The organism is Kitasatospora sp. NPDC057198 (assembly GCF_042670125.1).
Classification (GTDB): Bacteria; Actinomycetota; Actinomycetes; order Streptomycetales; family Streptomycetaceae; genus Kitasatospora.
On the sequence record NZ_JBHUWH010000666.1, the window covers coordinates 1 to 3,154 of the forward strand.

General features: G+C 73.7%; 2 protein-coding genes and 1 pseudogene. 2 read left to right on the forward strand and 1 reads right to left on the reverse strand.

Annotation, left to right across the window (positions count from 1 at the left end):
• Nucleotides 1-21: 21 nt before the first annotated feature.
• Nucleotides 22-1,752 (forward strand): PHB depolymerase family esterase, encoded by a 1,731-nt coding sequence (locus ACFUEL_RS37455; protein WP_380242336.1) that lies wholly within the window; start codon nucleotides 22-24, stop codon nucleotides 1,750-1,752.
• A gap of 105 nt (nucleotides 1,753-1,857) precedes the next feature.
• Here ACFUEL_RS37455 and ACFUEL_RS37460 read toward each other — a convergent pair whose 3' ends face one another.
• Nucleotides 1,858-2,460 (reverse strand): TetR/AcrR family transcriptional regulator, encoded by a 603-nt coding sequence (locus ACFUEL_RS37460; RefSeq protein WP_380242338.1) that lies wholly within the window; start codon nucleotides 2,458-2,460, stop codon nucleotides 1,858-1,860.
• Nucleotides 2,461-2,667: 207 nt separating this feature from the next.
• Here ACFUEL_RS37460 and ACFUEL_RS37465 point away from each other — a divergent pair.
• Nucleotides 2,668-3,154, forward strand: a pseudogene (locus ACFUEL_RS37465) (acetyl-CoA C-acyltransferase); the annotation flags it as partial.

Genomic DNA, 3,154 nt, shown 5'->3' on the forward strand with positions numbered 1-3,154 from the left:
CCACCCAGGAGCTCCCCCCCCATGACTCTGCCCGGCAACTCCCGCACCCGCGGCGCCCGCCGCCGGCTCCCGGCGGCCACCGGCGCCCTCGCCCTCGCGGCCGGCCTGCTGGCGGCCGGCGCCCCCACCGCCGCCGCCGCGAGCCTCACCCAGGTGAGCAGCTTCGGCTCCAACCCCGGCAACCTCGCGATGTACGAGTACGCCCCCGACGACCTGGGCACCGGCCGCCCGCTGGTGATCGCCCTGCACGGCTGCTCGCAGAGCGCCTCCGACTACCACGCGCACTCCGGCTGGGCGCAGTTCGCCGACCGGTACAAGTTCGCGGTGGTCTACCCGCAGACCGGCTCCTCCAACAACTCGCTCAGCTGCTTCCGCTGGTTCGACCCCGCGCAGAGCACCCGCGGCAAGGGCGAGGCGCTCTCCATCAAGCAGATGGTCGACAAGGCCGTCGCGCAGTACGGCAGCGACACCGGCCGGGTGTACGTCACCGGCCTGTCCGCGGGCGGCGGCCAGGCCGCCAACCTGCTCGCCGACTACCCGGACGTCTTCGCCGGCGGCGCCGTCGACTCCGGCCTGCCCGCCCAGTGCGCCACCACCCAGAACGGCGCCAGCAGCTGCCAGTACGGCAGCATGAACCTCTCGGCCGCCCAGTGGGGCGACAAGGTCCGCAACTCCTACCCCGGCTACACCGGCCCGTACCCGCGGGTGGCGATCTGGCAGGGCAGCTCCGACTACACCGTCTACCCCGTCAACGGCACCGAGCTGCGCGACCAGTGGACCAACGCCTGGGGCATCCCGCAGACCGCCTCCAGCACCCGGTCCCTCCCCGGCAACACCACGCTGACCAGCTACGACGACGCCACCGGCAAGCCCGCCGTCCAGCTGTACTCGATCTCCGGCATGGGCCACGGCCTGGCCGTCGACCCCGGCTCCGGCACCGGCCAGTGCGGCTCCACCGGCTCGTACTACCTCGACACCATCTGCTCCAGCTACTACACCGCCGCGTTCTGGGGCCTCGACGGCTCCGCCGGCACCGCCCTCCCGGCCCCGACCGGTCTCGCGGTGGGCTCCACCACCGACACCACCGCCACCCTGGGCTGGTCGGCGGTCGGCGGGGCGTCGTCGTACAACGTGTACCGGGGCGGGGTGAAGGTCGGCAGCGCGTCGGGGACGTCGTACACCGACTCGGGTCTGGTGGCGGGCACCGGTTACTCGTACACCGTGGCGGCCGTCGACTCCGCCGGGACGGTCGGTGCGCAGTCCGCCGCCGTCACCGCCACCACCACCGCGGGCTCCGGCGGCACCGTCCTCCCGGCCCCGACGGGTCTCGCGGTGGGTTCCACCACCGACACCACCGCGACGCTGGGGTGGTCGGCGGTCGGCGGGGCGTCGTCGTACAACGTGTACCGGGGCGGGGTGAAGGTCGGTAGTGCGTCGGGGACGTCGTACACCGACTCGGGTCTGGCGGCGGGCACCGGTTACTCGTACACCGTGGCGGCCGTCGACTCCGCCGGGGCGGTCGGTGCGCAGTCCGCCGCCGTCACCGCCACCACCACCGCGGCGCCCTACACCCCGCAGTGCTTCACCGCCAGCAACTACGCCCAGGTCACCGCCGGCCGGGCGCACACCAGCGGCGGCTACACCTACGCCAACGGTTCCAACCAGAACATGGGCCTCTACAACCTCTTCGTCACCCACACCCTCAAGGAGACCGCGGACGGCTACTACGTGATCTCCGACAGCGGCTGCTGACGCCCACCGGACCGCCCCGCCGCCCCGCCTCGTCCCGTCCGGTTCCCCGGGTGGGACGGGGCGTGCCGTCGCGTGCCGGTGCGCCTGCCGGTCAGCGCGCGTCGGTCAGCGTGCGTCGGCCAGCGCCGACAGCAGGCGGCCGAGCTCGGCCAGTACGGCCTCCAGCGCGGCCTCCGGCTCCTCGGCGCAGGCCACCGCCACCGCCCCCTCGCACAGCGCGCCGTGCAGCAGCGAGGCGAGCGCCTCGACCTGGCGCTCGGCGATGCTGCCCGCCCTGACCGCGCGGCTCACCCCGATCCGCATCATGTGCCGGCAGTCCTCGCGCACCGCCCGCACCGCGTTCCAGCCCAGCGCGCTCGGCGCGTCGATGATGGTGATCCGCTGCACGGCGGGCTCGTGCGCGCGCACCAGGAAGACCCGGCACCCGGCGACCAGCCCCTCCCACGGGTCCAGGTGGCGGCCGAACTCCTCGGCGATGGCGGCGGCCAGGGCACGCTGCTCGCGCTCGTACACCGCGAGGAACAGCGCCTCCTTGTTGCGGAAGTGGTGGTACAGCGCCCCGCGCGACACACCGGCCTGCTCGCAGACGGTGTCGAGGGAGGTCGCGGCGTACCCGTCGGCAGCGAACAGCCTCCGGGCGGCGGCCAGCAGATCGGCGGTGGTCGCCTCGGAGCGCTGCTGCTGGGTCCTGCGGCCGGGTGGTGTCACCCGCCGGATCCTACGCGGGGCCGGCCCCGCGCCGTGCCCCGGGGCCGGGCGCCGCCACCTTACCTACCGATGGTCGGTAAGTACGCCACTGAACCACCGTCAATCCCCTTTCAGTCGTGGGCTGCGACACATTGACGGCCGACCGCGGCCGGAAGATACATTCCATCCGTCGGTTTCTTCCGATCCGTCAGAAGGCAGGTAGCGCAGATGACAACCTCGGTGATCGTCGCCGGAGCCCGCACCCCCATCGGCCGGCTCGGCGGAGCACTGGCCCCGCTCGACGCCGTCGCACTCGGCGCACACGCCGTCCGGGCGGCCCTCACCCGGGCCGGGATCGCCCCCGAACAGGTCGAGTACGTGGTGATGGGCCAGGTGCTGCAGGCCGGCCTCGGCCAACTCCCGGCCCGGCAGGCCGCCGCCCTGGCCGGCATCCCGCTCGACGTCCCCGCCGTCAACGTCAACAAGGTCTGCCTCTCCGGCATCGACGCCGTCGCCACCGCCGACCTGCTGATCCGCTCCGGCGCGTACGAGATCGTCGTCGCCGGCGGCACCGAGTCGATGACCAACGCCCCGCTGCTGCTCCCCGGCCTGCGCGGCGGCTACCGCGGCACCCCGCCGCACCTGCTCGACAGCGCCACCCACGACGGCCTCACCGACGCCTTCCAGCACATCCCGATGGGCACCGCCACCGACC